The following is a 22,443-nucleotide window of genomic DNA, read 5'->3' on the forward strand; positions in this document are numbered from 1 at the left end:
GCAGCCTAAGCTCTTTCGGGTGAAACGTGCGATCGTGCTGGGCGGCAATGGTGTGCTGGGGCGGGCGATCGCTCTCCGGCTTGCAGCGGCAGGCTGGGCCACCGAAGTGACGGGACGCGACCCGTCGCGGTTTCCTTCCGAGCTCAGCCGGGCGGGAGTGCGGTTCCGCCGATCCGATCGGCGTGACGCGGGCGAGCTCGCCGAGGTGATCGGCCGCGGCGCAGACCTGCTGGTGGATGCTCGCTGCTACACCGCCGCCGACGCGCGGATGCTGCTGCCGCACCTCGGCGACATCCGCTCGACCGTGATGCTGTCGAGCAAGGCCGTGTACGTCGACCGCGACGGCAATCATGTCAACTCGGACATCCCGCCTCGATTCGAGGAGCCGATCCGCGAAGATGCCCCGACAATGCAGCCCGGGGACGGCGAGTACCGGTCGCGTGACGGCTACGGCGCGAACAAGGTCGCAGCTGAGCTGGTGCTTCTGGAGAGTGGACGGCCGGTGACGGTGATCCGCGCGTCCAAGGTGCACGGCGCGGGCGCAGCCAATCCGCGCGAGTGGATGTTCGTCAAGCGGGTTCTCGACGGACGCCGAGTCGTGCTGCTGGCGCGGGGCGGCCGCGGCGGCGATCACACGACCGCCGCTGCGAACACGGCGGCGCTGGTCGAGACCGTCGCTGCGAACCCTGGCGCGCGCATCCTGAACAGCGCCGACCCGGATGCGCCGACCGGTCTCGAGATCGCCCGTGCTGTTGCCGGTCCTCTCGGTCACGAGTGGCGGGAGGTCCTGCTGCCCGACGACGCGGATCCCGCCTTGGGCGCGCATCCGTGGGACTTCGTCCCGCCGATCGTGCTCGACACCACCGCATCCGCAGCGCTCGGCTACCGGCCGGTCGGGACCTTCGCAAAAACGGTCGGCGCTGAGATCGACTGGCTGGTGGCTTCGAAAGCGAACCGCCCGGCGGCTTCCGACGAGTACTTCGAACACCTCACCGACTACACCCGCGAGGATCGTTTCCTCGCGGGCTGACGGTTCAGCCGGACGCCAGCGCGTCGTCCGCGGTGGAGAGGGTGCGCTGGGCGCGTCGTGCTCCCCGTCGCCCCTTCGCCACGAGGATGAGTGAGGCGATCCCGATCGTGCCGATGAGCACCGTCGCAGCCGCGAGCAGTGAGCCGGCGACGACCTGCCATCCAGCGAGGCCGCCGAGCGCGGACCATTGCATCCCGAAGGTGCACATCGCAGCGAACGGGAATGTGAACGACCAGAAGCCGAGCGAGAACGTGAGCTTCATGTACCGCGGTAGCAATGCCACCTGCATCGCGAAGAAGAGGACGGTCAGTCCGAGCAGCGCGGTAGCCACGGCATCCGGATGCTCGCCCCGCATCGCGAACCAGGCGATGCCGGCGACCGGCGGGGGAGCCAGGATGATCGCGAGCGTCGGCACCAGCGGGTCGGGCAAGGGCGGGAGGAAGGCCATCCGCGTCACCAGCAGCGTGAGGATCACGATCCAGAAGAGGATACCGACCGCGAAAGCGCCGGTCGCGACAAGCGGGAATCCGACTTTGGCCGCGGTCGCCGACGCGACCAGCCCCGCGGCGACGGTCGGAAGGAAGTAGCCGCCGTGGATGACCTCGGGTTTCAACTGGCCGCTCATCCAGAATGCGAGGATCCAGCCGGCGAAGAGCGCCGCGACGACGATCGAGAGAGCTACGAGGATCTGGCCGCCGATCGGCCAGTAGACGAAGAGGTTCGCGCCCAGAAGCATTCCGACCACGGGGACGAGCGCCGCGATCGGACCCTGCGCTGGATGCTTCAGCTGGGTGATCAGGGACTCGGCGGTCCTCGAACCGCGCACCAGGTGCGCGACGATGAGCCACGCCCACGCGATCGCCGTGATGATCCACAGTACGTCGGGGATGGCGACCGGAACGCCGAGGAGTCGCACGGCCAGGGTCCAGGAGGTCGATAGTCCTGCGAGACCGAAGGCGATAGCGAGCGTGTTGAGCGGGATCCGCCCAGGAGAATGAGCGGCCGGATGGGCGCCGGGGCGACTGTCGGGGACCGCGTTCACCGTCCCAGTATGTCCGTCGGGGGCGACGGAATCCATGATTCCGCGCCCCCGCCCCGCCCCGTCCCGACTACTGGCGGGTCAGCGCGATGTTCAGCTGGTGATCCGGGTCGATGAGGTGATCGTGGCTGTCGTCTCCCGCATCGATCCGCACCCACTTGATCCGGCCGGTGAACTCGTTGCCGACGGGGCCGTAGTCGGACGAGACGGGCGAGGCGACGTCGGCACCGACATCCACGGTCTCGTCCATCGAGAAGAAGAACGGCAGCGTGCGTTCGACCCGGCCCTCGCCGACTGCGATCTCGCCGTCGAACAGCGTGACGGCGCCACCCTTGCCTAGGCCGCCACCGTCGTAGGCGAAATGCAGGCGCACTTCGTGGTCGCCGGGCGTGAGGACGACCTCGGAGCGGGTGAAATCGGTCTTGATCCCCATGATGTTGTAGGCGAAAGCGAGCTTGCCGTCGATCGCATAGAGACTCCATCCGCCGTACGCGCCGCCCTGGGCGATGATCACTCCGCTTGCGCCACCGTCGGGAGCGACCACCTGAGCCGTCACGGTGAACGACTTGTTCTTGATGTTGACGACCGAGTTCTCGCTGAGGCGCTTCATTCCGGGGTAGAGAATCTGGCTCTCGCCCTTCAGAAGCGTCGGGCGGCCGACGAGCTCGCCGTTGAACCGTTCGGCTGAGCGGACATCCATCGGCAGCACGTTGAACCGGGCGGCCTGGATGAGGAACAGCCGCTGAAGCTCAGCGAGGCGTGCCGGCTCCTGCGCCGCGAGGTCGTTGGACTGGGTCCAGTCCTCCTCGACGTTGTAGAGCTCCCACACGTCGTCGTCGAGTCCGTGTTCCGATGCCAGCCACGGGTCCTTGTGCTTGGCGACAGCCGTCCATCCCTGATGGAATATCGCGCGGTTGCCGAGCATCTCGAAGTACTGAGTGGTGTGCTGTTCGTCTGCCTCGGCATCCCCGAACGAGTAGTTCATCGGCGTGCCTTCATATGGACGCTGGGTGACGCCGTGAACGGTCGCGGGCTCGGGGATGCCGGCCGCTTCGAGCACCGTCGGTGCAACGTCGATGACGTGGGCGAACTGGTTGCGGATCTCGCCGCGGGAAGGGATCCCGTTCGGCCAGGCCACGATCGTGCCGTTGCGCGTGCCGCCCCAGTGGCTCGCGACCTGCTTCGTCCACTGGTAGGGCGTATCCATCGCGTGCGCCCACCCGATCGCGTAGTGGTTGTAGGAGCGCGGAGTGCCGAGATCGTCCTTGTGGGCGATCTTGTACGCGTCGTCCTCCATCTCTGTCATGTGGTTTATGGTGAACGCTTCGTTCGTGGTCCCAGTCATCGTGCCTTCGGCGGAGGCACCGTTGTCGCCGATGATCACGTAGACGAGGGTGTCGTCGAGGACTCCGAGTTCTTCGATCGCGTCGAGCAGCAGGCCCACGTGGTGGTCGGCGTACTCCAGGTACCCGGCGTACACCTCCATCTGGCGTGCCAGGACCGGCTTGAGCTCGTCACTCATCTCGTCCCAGGCCGGGATGCCGGGGCTGCGCTCGGTGAGCACCGCATCCGCCGCCACGACCCCGAGTTCTTTCTGACGAGCGAAGGTCCTCTCGCGCACCGAGTCCCAGCCCTGGTCGAACCTGCCCACGTACTTGTCCGCCCACTCCGCCGGTACATGGTGCGGGGCGTGCGTCGCACCGGGAGCGAAGTAGGTGAAGAACGGCTTGTCCGGCGCCAGGGCCTTCTGCTGGCGTGTCCAGTCGACGGCCTTCTGCGTCATGTCGGCCATGAAGTGGTAGCCCTGTTCCGGAGTGCCCCACGGCTCGACGGGCGAGGTGTTCTCGTAGATCGCCGGGTACCACTGGTTGGTCTCCCCGCCGATGAACCCGTAGAAGTACTCGAAGCCGCCGCCGGGGTGCGGCCAGTGGTCGAATGGGCCGACTGCGCTGGACTCCCATACGGGTACCTCGTGGCATTTGCCGAACTGCGCCGTGCTGTACCCGTTGAGTTTCAGCGTTTCCGCGAGCGGCGCACAGTTGTTCGGCCGTAGGGAGTTGTAGCCGGGCGCGCTGGTCGCGATCTCGGTGATTCCGCCCATCCCGACCGTATGGTGGTTCCGACCCGAGAGAAGCGCTGCGCGGGTCGGCGAGCAGAGCGCGGTGGTGTGAAAGCGCGTGTACTTGAGGCCCATGGCCGCGACGCGTTCGAAGTTGGGGGTGTTCACCGGGCCGCCGAACGCACTCGAGGCGCCGAAGCCGGTGTCGTCGATCAGGACGATGAGAACGTTGGGTGCACCGTCCGGAGGAAGGAGCCGCTTGATCGGTGGGTAGTGGGTGTCCGGCGAGGAGGCGTCGTAGGTGACGGTGCCGGTGTATGCCAGGTCGGGAATCGGAAGAGTCGACCGCTGAACATCATTCGAATTGTTGACCATGGTGCCCCCTAGTATTCGGTTCCGGATGTTTCCATCCTTTTTCGGAGTCTAGGTCGGCGGTCGCGCGCCCCGCTAGGGCACTGAGGTCACAACCCTTGTCCGCCGGCGGGTCCACCCGGCCGGTGTAAGATCACGAAGTCCGGTCGCGAATCTCGCGGCGATTTCACTGGCGATTCCGGCCGGCTGGGAGCGACGAAATTCGATCGGGGAACATGACAACTGGCAGCGCGGCGACCCACAACCTGGCCCTGGAACCGGCGGCCGAACCGGACAGAGAATTCGGGCCGAGCCGCGGTGACGGCGCGACGCCTCGCTCTTGGCCGAACACGCATCACCGGCCGGATGTCGTCATCCGCAAGGGTGTCGCCCGGCTCGTCAACGACCGGCTCACGCCCCACCAGGCTCTGGTCGAGGACCTGTTGTTCATCGGCGACGTCCTGACCGCTGCGGGTATCGAGTACCTGCTGGTGCGCGGCAACGACGAGCGACCCGTGATCGCCGTCGACCAGTCGCTGAAGGGGCGGATCGAAGCGGCCCTGGCGCACGCGTGCGCGGACGAACCGCTGTATTCGCGGACCATCGATGCGAAGGCCGTGCCGGTGCTGGTCGCAGACGGCGCCCTGTCGCCGAAGCGCAAGGCCCGGATCTTCCGCCTCTACCGGCCACGCATCGTTCCGGTGGGCGGGCTCAGCTACGGGGCCTCGACCGGCGTCGAGCTGCAGCTCTGGAGGTTCGGCGACGACGTCATCGACTGCCCGGTCGAGAACTCCCTCACGCGACGGCTACTGCCCCGGTCGGAAGCGATCCGAACGACCGTCGAACTCTACGGACGCACCTGGCAGACCTTCCGCGGGATGTTCGATCCGCACGCCTCGGATGTCCGCTTCGACATCGACATCGTCTTCAGCTGGGTCGACGGCACCGACATCGAATTCCAGCGCCAGCGCGCCAAGCGCATGAAGAGCTACGTGGTCGGCGAGGGCGACGACTCCGATGCGCGCTACCGCCAGATCGATGAACTCAAGTACGCCTTGCGCTCCGTCTACCTGTTCGCGCCGTGGGTGCGCCGCATCTTCATCGTCACGGATTCTCCGCGTCCCACCTGGCTGGACGAGCATCCCTCCGTCACGATCGTGCCGAGCGAGCAGTTCTTCAGCGACCCGAGCGCCCTGCCGACCCACAATTCGCAGGCGGTCGAAAGCCAGCTGCAGCACATCCCCGGACTCAGCGAGCACTTCCTGTACTCGAACGACGACATGTTCTTCGGTCGGCCGGTACAGCCGAGCATGTTCTTCTCCCCGGGCGGTGTCACCAAGTTCATCGAGGCGACTACGCGCATCGGGCTGGGTGAGAGCGACCCGGCGCGCAGCGGGTTCGAGAACGCTGCCCGGGTGAACCGGCAACTGCTCTGGGATCGGTTCGGCGTGGTGATCACCCGTCATCTCGAGCACGCGGCAACGCCGCTGCGCAAAAGTGTCCTGCTCGAGCTCGAACGGGAATTCGCCGAGGACTTCGCGCGGACTCAGCGCAGCGCCTTCCGCGCAGCGACCGACATCTCCGTGACGAATTCGCTGTACCACTACTACTCGCTCATCACGGGTCGCGCCGTGCAGCAGGAGCGCGCACGCGTTCGGTACGTGGATACGACGGCGCGAGCGCACCTCGCATCACTGCCCGGGATGCTCAAGGAGCGTTCCTACGACTTCTTCTGCCTCAACGACGGCAGTTTCCCCGAAGTCTCCGCGGAGGAGCGGGCCACGCTGGTGCTCGATTTCCTCGAGAAGTACTTCCCGATCGCGGCGCCATGGGAGAAACCGGCGTCCTGAACGGCGCCGGCGTGCCGGGTCAGACGCCGGCGAGGATCCCGATCGGTGTCGTCGGCGGCTCGCTCGGGGACGTGACCGGCCGCGTGGCCGCCGGCGCCGCAGGGATCGCGGGCGGGATCGAGATCTTCGAGCGACGCAGCAGTTCGGCCGACTCCTCGGGCGTCACGTAGGACACGGTCGGGTAGTGCCCGACCGGCACGACCGAATGGAGCACCGTCGATCCGTACACGTGCACCAGATTGAACGCCTGCGCGCCGTCACGACCACGCGTTCCGCCGATCGGCACATTCAGGTCCTGGGTGTAACAGGTCGCCGACGCGACAGAGACGGGGATGCCCGCGAAGGTCGCGTTCGTCGAATAATGAAGGTGTCCGGCGATGATGCTGCGCACATCCGACCCCTCCAGGACCTCGGCGAGTGAAGCCTGGTCGCGGAGCTCGACTGACACGGCGAGATCGAGCACGCTGGGCACCGGCGGATGGTGCATGGCGAGGATCGTTCCGTGCGGTGCCGGGATGGCGAGCTCTTCTGCGAGCCAGTCCAGCTGGGCACCCGTGACCTCGCCATGGTGCTCGCCGGGCACGGTCGAGTCGAGGGCGATCACGCGGAGACCGTTGACGTCGTGGACGCGATCGATCGCCGCCATCGACGGGGCGAGATCGAGCAGCTCGGTGCGGAAGGCCGCCCGGTTGTCGTGGTTGCCCATCACCCAGATGAGCTGGGCGCCGAGCCGATCGGCGACGGGCTCGACGATCGAGCGCAGTTTCGCGTACGCCGCCGGGTCGCCCTTGTCGGCCAGATCGCCGGTGAACACGAGGGCTTCGGGTCGTGCCCCCGCCTGTTCGAACTCGTCGAAGATCTGACGGAGGTGGGAGTCGGCGTCGACAGCGTCGTACAGAAGCTCGTCGCCGTGGATGAGGTGCGTGTCACTCAGGTGGACCAGGAAATGGCTCGGACGGGGATACTCCGCGATCCGTGCTGCCAGCGCCGGCGTGCTCATAAGGCAATCCCACCAGCACAAGCTGAACACGAGGTGGACAATGTGCGGCGCGTTGGAAAAGGACCGCGCCCAGCATTTCAGGCGGGAATTCAGGTGCGCGGGGCGGGAAGGTCGAGGTTCCAGTGTCGCGAGACCGTGACCGCGTACTCGTCGCCGTCCTCGGCGTGCTCACCCGGACCCCTCGAGATGAGGAAGCGCGAGATGACGCGCTGGCTGCCTTCCGCATCGCTGTAGAGGACATCGACGACGAACTGGTCCTCCGTCGCCAGATGTCTCCGGATGCGCTTCGAGAACTCCGTCTCCGGGTCGCGGATGGCGATCTGGCAGAATCCGGGATCGGTGGTCGGAATGTAGATGTCGCGGGTCAGGCGATAGAACTCCGACGGCTCGCCGGGCTCGCCCCGAGGGTCGTCCGGGATGTACCACCCGTGCAGCACAGCGAGCCCGCTGCCGACATTGCGAAGCGAGATGGCCGCGTACACGGCCTCGTCGGTGATCTCGACCGAGGCGCGCCCACCGTGCACGATGAGCCATTTGCCCTCGAGGTAGCGCACTTTCTGGACCGGGTCGCTCCAGTTCGACGGCAGGAGGATCGGCCGCAGACCTTCGAGGAGGGCACGTTCCGCGCTTCGGGCCGAACGATTGGCCGAGCGGGTCGCGACGAAGGTCGCGACGGCGAGAAGGGATGTTCCGAGCGCGGTGGCGAGGTTCGATACCAGTACCCAGTCGATCATCCGACTCCCTTCGCCGGTGCGGGCGAGCAGACGCTGGCGCTCGGTGAGCGCGAGCTGCATAGTTCTTGACTATGAAGATAGACGACGTGGTGGATCTGTCGGTGGCCGTCGGACCCGGGACACAGGTCTACCCGGGCGATCCCACGGTGGAGTTCGCCATTCATTCGACGATCGAGCGCGACGGCTTCAACCTGCTGAGCCTGCACCTCGGGTCGCAGACCGGCACCCACGTCGACGCGCCGTACCACTTCGACACGACCGGCAGGCGGATCGACGAAGTACCGCTCGACCGGTTCGTCGGAACGGGCGTGATCGTGGATGCGACGGGTATCGGACCGCGTGGCCGGATCACCTGGGAGCACATCGAACCCGTGGCGCGGCTGCTGGCGCCGGAGGTGATCGTCCTCCTGAAGACGGGATGGAGCTCTCACTACGGCACCCCGGAGTACTTCGACCACCCGTTCCTCGACGCCGACGCGTGTCGCCGGATGATCGAGGCTGGAGTGCGAACCTTCGGCCTCGACGCGCCCAGCATCGACGAGACGCCCCACGATGCGCATCCGGGCGAAGGCTTCCCCGTGCATCGCCTGATCGCGTCGGTCGATGGGATCATCGCCGAGAATCTCACCAATCTCGCTTCAGTGGACTTCGACCAGCCGTTCATCAGCCTGCTCCCGCTGGCCCTGGCCGGAGCGGACGGCGCACCCGTACGCGCTGTGGCGATGCGTACGCGCGCCTGAGCGGTCGCGGCTGCCCGCCCGCTCGATCTCAGCGGGCGAGCAGGGCCTCGGTCTCGGCGAGGAGCACTGCGGTGCTGAAGCCGTCGAGTGCCGTCCGCAGCTCGTCCAACGCGGGGAACGTGGGAGCGATCCGGATGTTGCGATCGCGCGGGTCGTCACCGTACGGGAAGGTCGCGCCGGCCGGTGTGACCGCGATACCCGCCTGGCCGGCGAGCGCCACCGCCCTGCGCGCGCATCCGTCCGCAACGTCGAGGCTGACGAAGTAGCCACCGGCCGGCTTGGTCCAGGTGCCGGCGCCGAACGGTGCCAGGCGTTCGCGGAAGATCGCGTCGACGGCGTCGAACTTCGGTTCGAGGATCGCGCGGTGACGCGCCATGTGCGCTTCCACGCCCGCTTGGTCGGCGAGCAGTTGCACGTGGCGCAGCTGGTTGATCTTGTCGGGCCCGATGGTCTGGACCGACATGTTGCGGACGATCCAGTCGATGTTGGCCTGCGAGCCGCCGAAGAAGGCGACTCCGGAGCCGGGGTAGGTGACCTTCGAGGTCGAGGCGAAGATCAGGGGTCGGTTCGGGTGGCCGGCCTCGGCGGCCAGCGCGAGCACGTCGATCGGCTCGGGACGCGCATCCGTCACGTGATGGACTGCGTACGCGTTGTCCCAGAACAGCCGGAAGTCGGGCGCCGCGGGGGCCGAGACCAGCTCACGGACGATCCGCTCGCTGTACACGATGCCCGACGGGTTCGAGTAGACCGGGACGCACCACATCCCTTTGATCGTCGGGTCGGTCGCGAGCAGGCTCCTGACGATCTCCGGGTCGGGACCTTCGTCGGTCATCGGCACGGCGATCAGGCGGATGCCGTAGCGCTCGCAGATCGAGAAGTGCCGGTCGTACCCGGGCACCGGGGCCAGGAAGGTAACGGTCTCCTCACGGGACCACGGCCGAACGCCGTCGGGGACCCCGTGGAGGAGCGCCTGCACGATGACGTCGTGCATCAGGTTGAGGCTCGAGTTGCCGAGTGCGAGCAGCTGTGCGGCCGGCACCCGCAGCGGACCCGCGAAGATGGACCGGAGTTCCGGGATGCCGAGCGGTCCGCCGTAGTTGCGCAGGTCGGTGCCCGCCTGATCGCGGAAGAGGCCTGCGCCCGGAAGCGAGAGCAGGTCACCCGACAGATCGAGCTGCTCCGCCGACGGTTTGCCGCGCGTCAGGTCGAGTTTCAGGCCACGCGCCACAAGGGCGTCGTACTGCGCCGAGAAGTCGTCGTGCAGGCTGCGGAGCTCGTCCTTGCCGCGTTCGGTCAGTGGGATTCCGGATGGTGCGCTTGCTGCTGTCACGCTCTGATCGTAGCCGCGCGCCGAGTCTTACGCCTCTGTCGATCCGCCCGGGATCGCGCGTCGTCCGCGCTGATCGTCCGGTTCGCGCGTCGCAGGGGAAACGGCCGGGGGATATGCGACGATCGGCACGTGGCTACAGTCGAACAACCGGTGCGCGGACGCTCGCGGCTGCGGATGAGCATCGCCTTCGTGATGGGTATTGTCGTGGCCGTCCTGACGGCGACGGTCACGTCATGGACGTACGCAGTCGTCGCGGGCTGGGCAGCGGCGTGCATCATCTACATCGTCTGGGTGTGGGCCGTCGTCTGGGGCTACGACCCTGTCGCCACCAAAGGGCATGCGCTCCGCGAGGACCCGGGTCGCGGGCTATCGGATGTGCTCCTGCTGGTCGCCAGCGTGGCCAGCGTCGTCGCCATCGTCGTCATTCTGGTGCAGGCGCACCAGCTCCACGGGTTCGAACGGGGGATCCTCGCGTTTCTCGCGGTCGTCAGCGTCGCGCTCTCGTGGATCCTGGTGCACACGCTGTACATGCTCCGGTACGCCCAGCTGTACTTCGAGGACGACACCCGGCCGATCGACTTCAACGAGAAGGCGACCCCGCAGTACAGCGATTTCGCCTACCTGTCGTTCACCCTCGGGATGACGTTCCAGGTCTCCGACACCAACGTCTCGAGTGTGCGCGTGCGCAAGACCGTTCTTCGGCACACTCTGCTCTCGTACGTCTTCGGCACGGTGATCCTGGCGACGACGATCAACTTGGTCGCCGGCCTGACCGCCTAGGTCGTGGTCGCGCGGTCGTAGCGCACGAAGCGGTAGCGGAGCCCTGTGCGGGAGCTGTGCCAGCCGGTCGCCGGATCGCGTTGCGCCTCCGACCATCCGTCGCCGACCGCCGGAGCGAAGGTGTCGCCGTCGACGGCGAGGTCGATCTCCGTCACCTCGAGACGGTCGGCGCGGGAGATCGCCGACGAATACAGCTGGGCTCCACCGATGACCCAGATCGTCGCATCCGCGTCGGCTCCGGATGCAGTGATCGCGTCTTCGAGGGAATGCGCGACCATCGCACCGTCTGCCACCCATCCCGGCTGGCGGGTGACGACGATGTTCCGGCGCCCCGGCAGGGGACGGAACCGCTCGGGCAGAGAGTCCCAGGTGCGCCGGCCCATCACGACCGCCGAGTCGCCCGTCACGGTTCGGAAGTGAGCGAGATCTTCCGGCAGGTGCCACGGCATCGTCCCGGCGGCGCCGATGACGCCACCACGGGCCTCGGCCCAGATGAGGGCGAGGCTCACACTGCTACCGCTGCGCGAATGGCCGGGTGGTGCTGGTACTCCTCGACCACGAAGTCCTCGAACCGGTAGTCGAAAATGCTGTCGCGGCGCGTCTGGATGCGCAGCCGCGGAGCAGGGAAAGGTTCGCGCGAGAGCTGCTCGGTGACCTGCTCGACGTGATTGTCGTAGATGTGGCAGTCGCCACCTGTCCAGATGAATTCACCGGGCTCGAGCCCGACCTGCGCCGCGACCATCACGGTCAGCAGAGCGTAGCTAGCGATGTTGAACGGCACCCCGAGGAAGAGGTCGGCGCTGCGCTGATAGAGCTGGCACGACAGTCTGCCGTCGGCGACATAGAACTGGAAGAACGCGTGGCACGGAGCCAGGGCCATCTGGGGGATCTCGGCGACATTCCAGGCCGACACGATCATCCGCCGTGAGTCCGGATCGGTGCGCAGGGTCTCGATCACCTGGCTGATCTGGTCGATGTGGCTGCCGTCGGGGGTGGGCCAGGAGCGCCACTGGACACCGTAGACAGGGCCGAGCTCGCCGGATTCGTCGGCCCACTCGTCCCAGATGGTCACGCCGTTCTCCCGGAGCCAGCCGACGTTGCTCTCGCCCCGGAGGAACCACAGCAGCTCGTAGGCGATCGACTTGAAATGCACCCGCTTGGTCGTGATCAGCGGGAAGCCGTCGGCGAGATCGAACCGCAGCTGGCGACCGAACACGCTTCGTGTCCCGGTGCCGGTTCGATCGGATTTGGGGGAACCGTTCGCGAGGGTGTCGCGGAGAAGGTCTTCGTACGGGGTGGGGATCGTCGCGCTCATCGAGTCGATGGTACGACGAGAGAGGGCCCGACGCGCGGATGACCCCCGGACTGGCGTCACCCGAAGCCGCGAGCGCCCTGAAAACGGGCAGTGAACCGGCTCAACAGAGAGTGGGCGTCGCTAGGCTTTTCACATGGGCAGCGATGAGGCCGGCGACGACGTCCCCGTCGTGTACGAGCCCGGCCGGCGGCGGGCGACGTACACCCCACCGGTGCGCCGCAAACCGGTCGGGAATCCCACGGAGAACGGCGACGACCAGGAGGTCGCCGACCCGCTCCATGACGACGACGAGCTCGCGAGTGCGCTCGAGCATCAGGTCTCGCAGCTGACGGTCAGCACACCTGTCGTTCAGACGCCGCAGAGCGCGGGACACCAGCCCGACGATGTGGAACCGGCCTCCGGGGATGGCGGCCCGGACTCGGAGCCTGAGGCGCCGGCGACCGAAGAGCCGGAGCAGGCGGGCGACGAGACTCAGCGGCCCGACGATTCCGCGCCGTCGGAGGCCGTGATCCTGACGGATGACCAGGTCGTGAAGCTCATCGACGACGACATCGCCTCCCACGGCGACACACTGAGCGCGATCGAGAAGCTCGAAGAGGTGCTGGCGGTGAGGGCCGCGACTATGGCCATCCCGATCCAGTACCAGAACGCATCCACAGCCACGCCGGAGCCGGTTGAGGAGGCCGAGCCCGAGCCGGAGGCAGAGCCGGTTGAGGAGGCCGAGCCCGAGGCGGCCTCCGAGGACGCCGACGCGCCGACCGCGCCGACAGCCGTTCCCGTATCGACCAGCTTCGACGACATCCTCAATCCGCGCGAGCCGGAACAGCCCGCGGCCGAGCCCGAGCCGACCTTCAGCAGCTGGATCGCTCCCGTGGCGATCGCGACCGGCATGATGCCCGTCATCTCAGCGCCGCCGCCCTCGCCGCCGAGGGACTCGGAGCCGACGGAGGCCGAGCCGCAGGGTGAACCGGAACCGCCGACAGAACCAGAGCAGCCGACACAACCCGAGCCGATCGGCGCGAACGAGCCACTAGACCGGGTGCCGGTCTCCGAAGCGCCGGAGTCGGAGCCCGAACCCGAGCCCCAACAGGAGGATTCCGCCTCCGTGGTCGAGGACATCCTGATTCTCGCGCCGTTGAGCGTGGATTCGGTTCCTCTGCCGATCGCGGAGCCGACTGCCACGCAGACCCAGACCGTGATCCCCGAAGGCCTTGACGCCGACGTCGAGGACGACGCCGACGATGTCCGCATTCCGGCGTCTGCGGCGGCCGTGCTCGCTCCGATGGCGAGCCCGCGCGTCGGTTCGGACGAGGAGGTGCTCTTCGACGGCGAGCCGGTCGCACAGCCCGTGTTCGAAGCCGAGCGCGAGTCGCTCGAACCGACTCCGCTCGATCGACGGGTCGGCCGCGCCGCGCGCATGTTCTGGCTCTGGTTCGGCGCGACCTCATCGCTCGTGAGTGTCGGCGTCGGTGCGCTCCTGTTCGCCTTCGGACTGAGCCTTCGACAGATGATCGTCGCCGCTCTGATCGGAGTCGCCCTCTCGTTCCTCCCTCTCGGCCTCGGCACACTCGCCGGAAAATGGAGCGGACAGCCCACGATGGTGGTCTCCCGGGCGACGTTCGGCATCAAAGGCAACGTCGTCCCTGCCGTCCTCGCCTTGGTCACCCGGCTCTTCTGGGGTGCGGTGCTGCTCTGGCTCGTGGCGACGGCCGTCTCGTCCCTGTTCACATCGCTCGGGGTGCTCGTCGACCCGCTCGTTCCCACGGCCGGCGCGCTCCTGGTCGCCATCGCGATCGCGGCCGTGATCGCCTACTTCGGCTATGCGCTCGTCGCGCGCGTCCAGTTGATCGTCACGATCGCATCCGCAGTGCTCATCATCGGCATGATCGCGGTCACCTGGCGATCGGTCCACTTCGGCGTCGCGCTGGCCCAGCCCGATGCGGTCTGGCTGAAGGTCGTCACCGGGGCGGTGCTGGTCTTCAGCTATCTCGGCCTGGCCTGGGCCAACAGCAGCGCGGAGCTCGCCCGCTACCAGCGCGTGGGAGCGTCCGGTGCCGCATCCATGCTCTGGGCGACCTTCGGCGCCGCCCTCCCACCGTTCCTGCTGATCTCCTACGGCGGGCTGCTGGCCGCATCCCAGCCGGGCCTCGCCGCCGACCTCGCACATAATCCGGTGCGAGCTTTCACCCAGCTCGGCCTGCCGGTCTGGTATCCGGTCCCACTGCTCCTCGCCGTCGTCGTCAGTCTCGTTTCGGCGATCGTCCTCAACATCTACTCCGGTGGTTTCAGCCTCCAGGCGCTCGGAGTCCGCCTCGAGCGGCGCTGGAGCGTACTGGCGGTCGCCGCCGGAATCGCCGTGGTCGGCGCTGTACTGCTCACGGTCGTCCCGGACTTCACAGGCGTCCTCGGCCTTCCGACGACACTGGCCGTGCCCGTGGCGGCCTGGGCGGGGCTCTTCGCTTCCGACATGATGATCCGCAGCCGTCGCTTCCACCCCGAATCGCTTCTTCGCAGCGGCGGCGTGTATCCCGACTGGCAGTGGCTCAACCTGATCATGCTCGTCGTGGCGACCGTCATCGGACTGGGGCTGGTGCGCTCGAGCATGCCGTGGCTCCAGTGGGAAGGCTTCGTCTACCGGCTGATCGCAGTCAACCCCGACGGTGACCTCGGGATGAGCAACATCGGCGTCCTCGTGGCGCTCGGACTCGGACTGGTGACTCCACTCGTCGCCGGGATCCCCGCCGTCCGGCGCCAGGAGAATGCGGAATGAACCAGGGCCGATACGTGCGGGGGAGCAGCAAGTAGGCTCTATCCGTGCCCCATTCACTTGCCGACGTCCGCGGAGCCGTCGAGAAACTCTGGCCGCTGTCCGGAGCGGAGAGCTGGGATGCGCCCGGGCTGACCTCCGGTGACCCGGCCGAGACGATCGAGACCGTCCTTCTGGCGGTCGATGCGGTGGGCGACACGGTCGACGAGGCGGTCGAAGCCAACGCGGACCTCCTGCTCGTGCACCATCCTCTCCTGCTTCGCGGAGTGACGAGTGTCGCTGAAGACCGCTACAAGGGCGCGCTGCTGGCACGCCTCATCCGCGCGAACTGCGCCCTTCTGGCAGCCCACACGAACGCCGACGTCGTCTCGGATGGAGTCTCCGCTGTCATCGCCGACCGTCTCGGGCTCGTCGACGCCGTACCGATCGTGGTCGGCGCCGATGGCGCGACCGGCATCGGCCGGGTCGGCATGCTGCCCGAACCGATCTCACTCGGGCACCTCGCCCGCGAACTCGCAGAACTGTTGCCGCCGACCGCCGGCGGGGTGCGCGTCGCCGGCGACTACAACCAGCCGGTGCAGCGGATCGCCCTCTGCGGGGGAGCAGGGGACTCGCTGCTCTCGGCGGATACGGTGCTCGGCTCCGACGTGTACATCACCGCAGACCTGCGCCACCATCCCGCCTCCGAAGCCCGCGAACAGGCACGGATCGGCGGGGGTCCGGCGCTGGTCGACGTGTCCCATTGGGCGAGCGAATGGCTGTGGCTCGACACGGCTGCACGCCAGCTAACCGAAGCCCTGCCCGGCCTGGTCGTCACCGTGAGCGAAACACGCACCGACCCGTGGGATTTCGTGGTCGTCCAGTGACCCGGACAGCGCATCCCACCAGCACATCCGAACCAACATCGAAGGTCAGGAACCCGTGAAAGCCAGCCCCGCCGACCAGAACGAACTCCTCCGACTCCAGACGGCCGACACGCGACTCCAGCAGTTGCAGCATGCGGAGGCGAACCTGCCCCAGACGGCCGAGCTCGCAGCGCTCACGCCCGACGTCGACGCGATCCGCTCCCGGTGGATCACCCGGACGGGAGAACTCGACGACGCCCGCACGGAGCTCAAGCGCGCCGAATCGGATGTCGAGGTGGTCGAGGCGCGCATCGACCGCGACTCCGGCCGGCTGCAGCACACGTCATCCGTCAAAGACGTGCAGGCACTCGAAACCGAGCTGTCGGCGCTCCGCAAACGGCGCAGCGACCTGGAAGAGATCGAGCTGACAGTGATGGAGCGCATCGAAGAACTCGAAGCGGTCGTCAACGACATCGACGAAGAACGCTCGGTGCTGGCGGCGCGAGTCGACGCGCTCGAATCCGCCCGGGCAGACGAGAAGAGCAAGCTCGACGAGCAGCGCGAGGGTCTCGCGAAAGACCGGGCAGCCATTGCCGGCGCGATCCCGGCCGAACTCGTCGAACTGTACGAGAAGCAGCGGGGCCGGTACGGCATCGGCGCCGCCCTGCTCGTTCGCGGGGTGTCGATGGGGAGCAACGTGAAACTCACCGAATCCGACCTCGCCGTCATCAGGCGAGCGGCCCCCGACGACGTCGTGCTGTGCCCCGACAGCAGCGCCATTCTCATCCGCAACGAGGAATCGGGCCTCTGAGGCATCCCTTCGCGCCGATGGACGAAACCGCACCGGTAAGATCAAGACGAATGGGCCGGCAAGACGGTCGCGTCGGTCCGCTTCGGTGGGCCGCCGAGGAACGTCCGGGCTCCACAGAGCAGGGCGGTGGGTAACACCCACCCGGGGCAACCCGCGAGACAGTGCCACAGAGAACAGACCGCCGCGTACCTTCGGGTACAGCGGTAAGGGTGAAACGGTGGTGTAAGAGACCACCAGCGACCGGGGCGACCCGGTCGGCTCGGTAAACCTCGCCCGGAGCAAGGTCAGACAGGGAACGTTGAGGCTGCTCGCCGAGTTCCCGGGTAGACCGCTAGAGGGCTGCGGCAACGTAGTCCCGAGATAGATGGCCGTCCACGGCGCTTACGCGCCCGGACAGAACCCGGCGTAGCGGCCGGCCCATTCACCCTTCGGGTTCAAGGGCGGGCTGCTGGTGCTTATTTGCGCGCCGCCGCTCCTGCGGCGCGCGGTGCGAAGCGCCGTACACGCCGCCGCTTCGCACCGTGCCGGCCCATACGCCTCTTGCCGACGCCACCGCGATTGGTTGCCAAATGATCGGCGAACTCTTCGATTGGTCGCCAAATGATCGGCGAACTCTTCGATGGGTTGCCAAAAGATTGGCGAACGTTTCGATGGGTTGCCAAAAGATTGGCGACCAACGGTGGCGGATGTGCGGGGCGCGACCTAGTCGGGGTCGGGGGTGAAGCGGTAGCCCATGCCGGGCTCGGTGAGCAGGTAGCGCGGGTGCGACGGCTCCGGTTCGAGCTTCTTGCGGAGCTGCGCCAGGTACAGGCGGAGGTAGCCGGTGTCGTTGGTGTATTGAGGCCCCCACACCTCCGTGAGCAGCGACTGGCGCGTGACCAGACGGCGGGGGTTCCGAAGCAGCACCTCGAGGATCTGCCATTCGGTCGGAGTCAGCCGAACGCTCTCCGTGCCGGTCGCGGTGGTCCGTTCGACCTGGCGCGCCGCGAGATCGACCGTGATGGAGCCGAATCGCACGACCGGCTCATCAGCGACGGTCGGTGACCGCCTGGTCAGGGCCCGGATGCGAGCCAGCAGCTCGTCCGCCGCGAACGGCTTGGTCACGTAGTCGTCCGCGCCGGCATCCAAGGCGCCCACCTTGTCGGTGGAGCCCGTGCGACCGGAGACGACGAGGATGGGCACCTGGGTCCATCCTCGGAGACCTTCGATCACCTCGATGCCGTTGAGTTCCGGCATTCCGAGATCGAGGATGACGAGCTCAGGGTGGTGCTCCACGGCCTGATTCAGGGCCTCGGCGCCGGTCCGCGCCACAGACACCTCGTATCCGCGGGCCGTCAGCATGATGCGCAGGGCGCGGAGGATCTGCGGATCGTCGTCGGCGATCAGGATTCTCATGGGTCCTCATTCGGGTCGACAGGCGTGGATGCGCTCCGACCGGCGGTGGGAAGCGACACCACCATGGTCAGCCCCCCGCCCGGGGTGTCCTCCGTGGCGAGTGTTCCGCCCATCCCCTCGACGAATCCTTTGGACAGTGCCAGACCCAGTCCGATGCCCGTCGTGTTATCGGTGTCCCCGAGGCGCTGGAAGGGTACGAAGACCGCATCGCGACGAGCCTCGGGGATGCCGGGACCGTGATCGACGATCCGTACCTCGACGTTCCCGCCGAACTCGCTCGCACCGAGGATGGGCCGCGACCCGGCCGGGCTGTAACGGATGGCGTTGGTGAGAAGGTTCACCAGCACGCGTTGGAGCAGCACAGCATCCGCCATGACGGGCGACAGCTCGGCTGGGAGGTCCAGTTCCACGTCGGCGGGCCCCAGGCCGAGCTCATCGAGCACCGGCGGGATGAGATCGTCGATGTCGGTGGACGCCAGTGCCACGGCGAGCACCCCTGCCTGCAGTCGGCTCACGTCGAGCAGGTTGGTCACGAGGTCCGCGAGGCTGCCGAGGCTGACTTCCGCGGTCTCCAGCAATGCTTCGCGGTCGGCGGTCGACCAGTTGACATCGGTCGAGCGGAGCGAGGTGACGGCTGCCGTGGCGGCGGCGAGCGGTCGGCGCAGATCGTGGCCGACTGCGGCCAGGAGTGCACTGCGCACACGATCCGCCTCCGCGAGAGGTGCGAGCTCGCTCGCGGTCGCCGCGAGCTCCCGGTGCTCGAGCGCCGCATCCAACTGGCTGACGATCACAGCGAGGAGCCGTCGATCGGCCGCGGGCAGGTCACGACCCGAAAGCTCCAGTGTCCCGTGGTCTCCGACGGGGATGCTCTGGGTGTGCTCATGCTCGGCCGGTTCGCCGTCGGTGTAGAGCACCTCACCGCCCGAGACGAGACGCACTCCTGTCAGGCTGAATGCCTCCCGGGTGCGGGTGACGAGTGCCTGCAACGCGTCTTCGCCCCGGATCACCCCGCCGGCCACGGTCGCGAGCAGTTCCGCCTCGGCGGTCGCTCGTTTCGCCGCGCGGCTGCGACGGGCCGCCTGGTCGACGACGAGGCTGACGAGCGCTGCGATGACCAGGAAGAGCACCAGCGCGAGAAGGTGCAGCGGCTCACTGATGGTGATCGTGTACAGGGGGGCGACGAAGAAGTAGTCGAGGGTGATTCCCGAGAGCAGGGCAGCGAACAGTGCGGGCCAGATGCCGCCGACCAGCGCCACCAGTACGACAAGCAGTTGATAGCTGAGTACGTCGGCCGTCATCGATTCGGGCGACCGGAGTGATACGAGCAGCACGGTCAGCAGTGGCCCGGCGATGAGTGCGAGCGCGAAGCCGTAGATCCTTCTGCGCGCCGTGAGACCGCCGCTGTAGCGGGGGAGCGCGAGGCCGCTCCCGGCCGCAGCGTGCGACACGATGTGGACATCGATGTCGCCCGACTCCCGGATCACGGTGGATCCGATCCCGGGACCGGTCAGCAGAGCGCTCAGCCGGCTTCGCCTGCTTACGCCGATCACGAGCTGCGTGGCATTGCTCGCCCGGGCGAAGTCGACGAGGGCCCGCGGGATGTCGTCTCCGACGACCTGGTGATAGCTGCCGCCCAGCTGCTCGACCAGTGTTCTCTGCGCTGCCAGGGCGCCGGGGTTCGCCTCGCGCAGGCCGTCCTGGGTGGTGACGTGGACGGCGAAGAGTTCGCCGCCGGCCGACCGGGCTGCGATGCGAGCGCCCCGACGGATGAGCGTCTCACCCTCCCGGCCGCCGGTCAGCGCGACGACGACCCTCTCCCGCGCCTCCCATTTGCTGTCGATCCCGTGCTCCGACCGGTACTGCTGGAGCGAGCTGTCGACCTCGTCGGCCAGCCAGAGCAGCGCCAGTTCTCGGAGCGCGGTGAGATTGCCGAGTCGGAAGTAGTTGGACAGGGCGGCGTCGATCCGTGCCGCAGGGTAGACCTCGCCGTCGGAGAGCCTGGTCCGGAGTGCGTCCGGTGCCAGGTCGACCACTTCGATCTGGTCGGCGGCGCGCACGACGGAGTCGGGAATCGTCTCCCGCTGCGGGACACCGGTGATCTGCTCGACGACGTCGTTGAGCGATTCGATGTGCTGGATGTTCACGGTCGACATGACGTCGATGCCGGCGTCGAGCATCGCCTCAACGTCCTGCCACCTTTTGTCATTCGTCGACCTGGGCGGGTTCGTGTGGGCCAGCTCGTCGACCAGCGCGAGGCCGGGCCGGCGGGCGAGCACAGCATCCAGGTCCAGCTCCGGCAATTCGACGCCACGGTGCGAGACGACGTGGCGCGGAACGACCTCCAGTCCTTCGAGAAGGGCAGTCGTCGCCGAGCGGCCGTGCGTCTCCACCAGGGCGACGACCACATCCTTGCCCAGGTCCTGGAGGCGGTGACCCTCTTCAAGCATTGCGAAGGTCTTGCCGACGCCCGGTGCGGCGCCCAGCATGACACGAAGCCGTCCGCGGGTCATTCACGCTCCGGCACTAGGGTGTGCCGGGCCCTGCCAGCGCAGCCGCCCCGAGGATGCCCGCATTGTTGCGGTGCACGGCAGGCACCATCGGCGTCTTGAGGTCGAGGAGCGGCATGAACTCCTGGTAGTTCTTCGAGACGCCGCCTCCGACGATGAAGAGGTCGGGAGTGAACAGGAATTCGACATGAGAGTAGTAGCGCTGCAGGCGGTTCGCCCATTTCTCCCAGCTGAGGTCTTCGCGCTCCTTCGCCGCGTAGGAGGCTCGGGATTCCGCATCCGCCCCATCGATCTCCAAGTGGCCGAGTTCGGCGTTCGGGATGAGGACACCGTTGTAGATCAGTGCCGACCCGATGCCGGTGCCGAGGGTGGTCAGGATGATCAGGCCGTCTTTGTCTTTGGCAGCGCCGAACCGGGACTCGGCGTACCCCGCGGCGTCCGCATCGTTCACGAAGTGGATGTCTCGCCCGAGCCCAATCTCGAAGAGCTTTTCGGCCTCGAGTCCGATCCACTTCTTGGAGACGTTGGCAGCCGACATCGTGATGCCGTGACTCACGATCGCAGGAAAGCAGACGCCGACCGGAGCGGTCGGATCCTCGGCTGCGAGTCGTGAGACGATCTCTTTCGTCGTCTCGACGATGTCGTTGGGCTTTCCTCCCACGGGCGTCGGGAGCTTCACCCGCTCGCTGATGAGTTCGCCGGTCGTGAGGTCGACGAGCCCTCCTTTGATTCCCGTTCCGCCGATGTCGATGCCGATTGCGGTCGTCTGCGAGCCCATACCGAAAATCTACTCTCTAGGGCAGTGTGAGCACGTCGGCACCCCGCTCGGTCACGACCAGGGTGTGCTCGAACTGGGCCGTCAGGCTTTTGTCGCGGGTGGTCACGGTCCAGTCGTCGGCCCAGATGTCCCATTCGTGGGTACCGAGGGTGAGCATCGGCTCGATGGTGAACACCATCCCGACCTGCATTTCGGTGTCGTAGACGGGAGCCGAGTCGTAGTGGGGGATGATCAGACCCGAGTGGAACGAAGCGCCGACACCGTGGCCGGTGAAGTCGCGCACGACCCCGTAGCCGAAGCGTTTGGCGTACGACTCGATCGCGCGACCGATGACGTTCACCTGCCTGCCGGGGGCGACAGCCTTGATACCGCGGTTGAGCGCCTCCCTGGTGCGGTCGACGAGGTCTCTCACCGCTTCGGATGCGCTCCCGGCCATGAAAGTTCGGTTGCTATCCCCGTGGAACCCGTTCTTGAACGCTGTGATGTCGATGTTGACGATGTCGCCGTCGTCGAGCACAGTGTCGTCGGGGATCCCGTGGCAGATGACCTCGTTCACCGATGTGCAGATCGACTTGGGGTAACCCCGGTAACCCAGAGTCGAGGGATACGCGTCGTGGGCGACCAGGAACTCGTGACCGATCGCGTCGAGCTCGTCCGTGGTGACTCCTGGTCGAACGGCGGCGCCGACGAGCTCGATGGCTTCCGCGGCGATGCGCCCCGACTCGCGGATCAGCTCGATCTCGGCCGCGTTGTAGACGTCGCCGCGCGTGGACGGCGTCGGGCCCGGCCGCCCGACGTATTCCGGCCGCGGAATACTCGCGGGAACGGCGCGCATCGGTGAGATGCGGCCGGGAACGAGGTGACCGGCGGAATCCTTGGGCATAGGATCAAGCTTATGACCGCCGAGAACAACCACGGCATCACTCAAGATGCCGAGCATCGCTACTGGTACAACATGAAGACCGGCGCGGTGGAACAGGGTTTCATCTCGCCGTCGCCCGACCGGGTCGGACCGTTCGACACCCGCGTCGAGGCGGAGCACGCGCTCGAGAAGCTGCGCGAGAACAGCGCGAAGTGGGCTGAAGAGGACGCGCGCGACGATCGGTAGCCTC

At 67.2% G+C, this 22,443-nt stretch carries 19 protein-coding genes and 1 other RNA gene; 9 read left to right on the plus strand and 11 right to left on the minus strand.

The genetic code is table 11. The annotated features are described in order from the left end of the window. Positions 1 to 19: 19 nt before the first annotated feature. Positions 20 to 1,030: an NAD-dependent epimerase/dehydratase family protein gene (locus AAYO93_RS08410; protein ID WP_345764530.1), complete on the plus strand. Its 1,011-nt coding sequence runs from the start codon at positions 20 to 22 to the stop codon at positions 1,028 to 1,030. Positions 1,031 to 1,034: 4 nt separating this feature from the next. On the opposite strand, the gene AAYO93_RS08415 is transcribed toward AAYO93_RS08410, so the two are convergent. Continuing rightward, complete coding sequence (locus AAYO93_RS08415; protein ID WP_345764531.1) at positions 1,035 to 2,072, minus strand: transporter; 1,038 nt, start codon at positions 2,070 to 2,072, stop codon at positions 1,035 to 1,037. A 67-nt stretch (positions 2,073 to 2,139) separates the two neighbouring features. After that, the gene (locus AAYO93_RS08420; RefSeq protein WP_345764532.1) at positions 2,140 to 4,503 is read right to left on the minus strand and encodes an arylsulfatase; all 2,364 of its coding nucleotides are present in this window, start codon (positions 4,501 to 4,503) and stop codon (positions 2,140 to 2,142) included. Positions 4,504 to 4,715: 212 nt separating this feature from the next. Between AAYO93_RS08420 and AAYO93_RS08425 the strand changes: the two genes are divergently transcribed. Beyond that, positions 4,716 to 6,329: a stealth family protein gene (locus tag AAYO93_RS08425; RefSeq protein ID WP_345764533.1), complete on the plus strand. Its 1,614-nt coding sequence runs from the start codon at positions 4,716 to 4,718 to the stop codon at positions 6,327 to 6,329. 19 nt (positions 6,330 to 6,348) lie between these two features. Here AAYO93_RS08425 and AAYO93_RS08430 read toward each other — a convergent pair whose 3' ends face one another. Both AAYO93_RS08430 and AAYO93_RS08435 read right to left on the minus strand, forming a co-directional pair. After that, positions 6,349 to 7,329 carry a phosphodiesterase gene (locus tag AAYO93_RS08430; protein WP_345764534.1) on the minus strand — a complete coding sequence of 327 codons (981 nt, stop codon included), beginning with the start codon at positions 7,327 to 7,329 and terminating at the stop codon, positions 6,349 to 6,351. Between the two features lie 89 nt (positions 7,330 to 7,418). Continuing rightward, positions 7,419 to 8,123, minus strand: coding sequence for a hypothetical protein (locus AAYO93_RS08435; RefSeq protein ID WP_345764535.1), 705 nt, complete (start codon positions 8,121 to 8,123; stop codon positions 7,419 to 7,421). 11 nt (positions 8,124 to 8,134) lie between these two features. Here AAYO93_RS08435 and AAYO93_RS08440 point away from each other — a divergent pair, with 11 nt between their 5' ends. Then, on the plus strand, positions 8,135 to 8,803 hold the full coding sequence (locus AAYO93_RS08440; protein WP_345764536.1) for a cyclase family protein: 669 nt from the start codon (positions 8,135 to 8,137) through the stop codon (positions 8,801 to 8,803). Between the two features lie 28 nt (positions 8,804 to 8,831). On the opposite strand, the gene AAYO93_RS08445 is transcribed toward AAYO93_RS08440, so the two are convergent. Then, entirely contained in the window at positions 8,832 to 10,133 is a 1,302-nt protein-coding gene (locus AAYO93_RS08445; RefSeq protein ID WP_345764537.1) for an aminotransferase class I/II-fold pyridoxal phosphate-dependent enzyme, read from the minus strand. 129 nt (positions 10,134 to 10,262) lie between these two features. Between AAYO93_RS08445 and AAYO93_RS08450 the strand changes: the two genes are divergently transcribed. Continuing rightward, complete coding sequence (locus AAYO93_RS08450; RefSeq protein ID WP_345764538.1) at positions 10,263 to 10,913, plus strand: DUF1345 domain-containing protein; 651 nt, start codon at positions 10,263 to 10,265, stop codon at positions 10,911 to 10,913. On the opposite strand, the gene AAYO93_RS08455 is transcribed toward AAYO93_RS08450, so the two are convergent. Both AAYO93_RS08455 and AAYO93_RS08460 read right to left on the minus strand, forming a co-directional pair. After that, positions 10,910 to 11,422 carry a dihydrofolate reductase gene (locus tag AAYO93_RS08455; protein ID WP_345764539.1) on the minus strand — a complete coding sequence of 171 codons (513 nt, stop codon included), beginning with the start codon at positions 11,420 to 11,422 and terminating at the stop codon, positions 10,910 to 10,912. The genes AAYO93_RS08450 and AAYO93_RS08455 overlap by 4 nt on opposite strands. Continuing rightward, positions 11,419 to 12,228, minus strand: a complete 810-nt coding sequence (locus tag AAYO93_RS08460; protein ID WP_345764540.1) for a thymidylate synthase — start codon at positions 12,226 to 12,228, stop codon at positions 11,419 to 11,421. The genes AAYO93_RS08455 and AAYO93_RS08460 overlap by 4 nt, the downstream gene beginning before the upstream one ends. A gap of 133 nt (positions 12,229 to 12,361) precedes the next feature. Between AAYO93_RS08460 and AAYO93_RS08465 the strand changes: the two genes are divergently transcribed. The 4 genes from AAYO93_RS08465 to rnpB all read left to right on the plus strand — a co-directional run bounded on the left by AAYO93_RS08465 (position 12,362) and on the right by rnpB (position 17,075). Continuing rightward, positions 12,362 to 14,998, plus strand: a complete 2,637-nt coding sequence (locus tag AAYO93_RS08465; RefSeq protein ID WP_345764541.1) for a purine-cytosine permease family protein — start codon at positions 12,362 to 12,364, stop codon at positions 14,996 to 14,998. Positions 14,999 to 15,042: 44 nt separating this feature from the next. Further along, positions 15,043 to 15,861 (plus strand): Nif3-like dinuclear metal center hexameric protein, encoded by an 819-nt coding sequence (locus AAYO93_RS08470; protein ID WP_345764542.1) that lies wholly within the window; start codon positions 15,043 to 15,045, stop codon positions 15,859 to 15,861. A 55-nt stretch (positions 15,862 to 15,916) separates the two neighbouring features. Next, positions 15,917 to 16,651 carry a zinc ribbon domain-containing protein gene (locus AAYO93_RS08475; protein WP_345764543.1) on the plus strand — a complete coding sequence of 245 codons (735 nt, stop codon included), beginning with the start codon at positions 15,917 to 15,919 and terminating at the stop codon, positions 16,649 to 16,651. Positions 16,652 to 16,702: 51 nt separating this feature from the next. Next, positions 16,703 to 17,075: RNase P RNA component class A (gene rnpB, locus AAYO93_RS08480), an RNA gene on the plus strand. A 278-nt stretch (positions 17,076 to 17,353) separates the two neighbouring features. Here the strand turns inward: rnpB and AAYO93_RS08485 are convergent. From AAYO93_RS08485 to map, 4 genes are read right to left on the minus strand one after another with little or no spacing between them, the layout of a single operon-like run. Further along, positions 17,354 to 18,046, minus strand: a complete 693-nt coding sequence (locus AAYO93_RS08485; RefSeq protein ID WP_345764544.1) for a response regulator — start codon at positions 18,044 to 18,046, stop codon at positions 17,354 to 17,356. After that, a complete protein-coding gene (locus AAYO93_RS08490; RefSeq protein WP_345764545.1) occupies positions 18,043 to 20,556 on the minus strand; it encodes a DUF4118 domain-containing protein in 2,514 nt (837 codons plus the stop codon). Before AAYO93_RS08490 ends, AAYO93_RS08485 begins: the two co-directional genes overlap by 4 nt. A gap of 13 nt (positions 20,557 to 20,569) precedes the next feature. Then, positions 20,570 to 21,331, minus strand: coding sequence for a polyphosphate--glucose phosphotransferase (ppgK, locus tag AAYO93_RS08495; protein ID WP_345764546.1), 762 nt, complete (start codon positions 21,329 to 21,331; stop codon positions 20,570 to 20,572). Positions 21,332 to 21,347: 16 nt separating this feature from the next. Then, positions 21,348 to 22,214 (minus strand): type I methionyl aminopeptidase, encoded by an 867-nt coding sequence (map, locus tag AAYO93_RS08500; RefSeq protein ID WP_345764547.1) that lies wholly within the window; start codon positions 22,212 to 22,214, stop codon positions 21,348 to 21,350. A 12-nt stretch (positions 22,215 to 22,226) separates the two neighbouring features. On the opposite strand from map, the gene AAYO93_RS08505 reads away from it, so the two are divergent. After that, a complete protein-coding gene (locus AAYO93_RS08505; RefSeq protein WP_345764548.1) occupies positions 22,227 to 22,439 on the plus strand; it encodes an SPOR domain-containing protein in 213 nt (70 codons plus the stop codon). Positions 22,440 to 22,443: the final 4 nt, after the last annotated feature.

It is taken from the genome of Diaminobutyricibacter sp. McL0608 (assembly GCF_039613825.1).
GTDB lineage: Bacteria > Actinomycetota > Actinomycetes > Actinomycetales > Microbacteriaceae > Diaminobutyricibacter.

What these genes read in the sequence shown, in the direction of transcription:
- AAYO93_RS08490 (WP_345764545.1), bottom strand. Translation starts at nt 20,556, where the DNA reads ATGACCCGCGGACGGCTTCGTGTCATGCTGGGCGCCGCACCGGGCGTC.
- AAYO93_RS08430 (WP_345764534.1), bottom strand. Translation starts at nt 7,329, where the DNA reads ATGAGCACGCCGGCGCTGGCAGCACGGATCGCGGAGTATCCCCGTCCG.
- AAYO93_RS08435 (WP_345764535.1), bottom strand. Translation starts at nt 8,123, where the DNA reads ATGCAGCTCGCGCTCACCGAGCGCCAGCGTCTGCTCGCCCGCACCGGC.
- AAYO93_RS08425 (WP_345764533.1), top strand. Translation starts at nt 4,716, where the DNA reads ATGACAACTGGCAGCGCGGCGACCCACAACCTGGCCCTGGAACCGGCG.
- ppgK (WP_345764546.1), bottom strand. Translation starts at nt 21,331, where the DNA reads ATGGGCTCGCAGACGACCGCAATCGGCATCGACATCGGCGGAACGGGA.
- AAYO93_RS08485 (WP_345764544.1), bottom strand. Translation starts at nt 18,046, where the DNA reads ATGAGAATCCTGATCGCCGACGACGATCCGCAGATCCTCCGCGCCCTG.
- AAYO93_RS08440 (WP_345764536.1), top strand. Translation starts at nt 8,135, where the DNA reads ATGAAGATAGACGACGTGGTGGATCTGTCGGTGGCCGTCGGACCCGGG.
- map (WP_345764547.1), bottom strand. Translation starts at nt 22,214, where the DNA reads ATGCCCAAGGATTCCGCCGGTCACCTCGTTCCCGGCCGCATCTCACCG.
- AAYO93_RS08460 (WP_345764540.1), bottom strand. Translation starts at nt 12,228, where the DNA reads ATGAGCGCGACGATCCCCACCCCGTACGAAGACCTTCTCCGCGACACC.
- AAYO93_RS08505 (WP_345764548.1), top strand. Translation starts at nt 22,227, where the DNA reads ATGACCGCCGAGAACAACCACGGCATCACTCAAGATGCCGAGCATCGC.
- AAYO93_RS08465 (WP_345764541.1), top strand. Translation starts at nt 12,362, where the DNA reads ATGGGCAGCGATGAGGCCGGCGACGACGTCCCCGTCGTGTACGAGCCC.
- AAYO93_RS08420 (WP_345764532.1), bottom strand. Translation starts at nt 4,503, where the DNA reads ATGGTCAACAATTCGAATGATGTTCAGCGGTCGACTCTTCCGATTCCC.